1 protein-coding gene is annotated in these 386 nt (G+C 34.2%); it reads right to left on the bottom strand.

Annotation, left to right across the window (positions count from 1 at the left end; translation table 11 throughout):
* Window positions 1-386 (bottom strand): peptidase dimerization domain-containing protein (locus Q3287_RS19535; RefSeq protein ID WP_407964691.1); only part of this gene is annotated, 386 nt, incomplete at both ends.

The raw sequence follows: 386 nt of genomic DNA, 5'->3' as shown, positions 1-386 counted from the left end.
AATAATCTTCTGTCAAAAGTTGCTTTACAGTAATCTGGCACTACTGAAGCTCCTGGATATGGAGAAGATTTTATATCTGTTAAAACTAGTATTCCATCACCTAAAACTGGATGAGTTGGAGGTACTAATTGTTGTATCTTTTGGATTACATTAGCCATTTTATAAACTGCATTTACACCTTTTTCTGGATTAGCAGAGTGAGCTGGTTTACCAAAAGTTTCTACTACTATTTCTCCTCTACCTCTTTGACCAATCTTTAAGTTTAATTCTGAAGATTCACCTATTACAACATAATCAGGCTCAACAGCTTTACTTATTTCTCTAGCTGAAACTCCTTCAAATATTTCTTCGTGAACAACTCCTGCTACGTATAATTCACCTTCAAA

Origin of the sequence: Clostridioides sp. GD02404 (genome assembly GCF_045898275.1) — a bacterium.
In the GTDB taxonomy this organism is placed as follows: Bacteria; Bacillota; Clostridia; order Peptostreptococcales; family Peptostreptococcaceae; genus Clostridioides; species Clostridioides difficile_A.
Note: the sequence above shows the minus strand (reverse complement) of the source record. Positions and strands in the feature narration are given on the sequence as shown.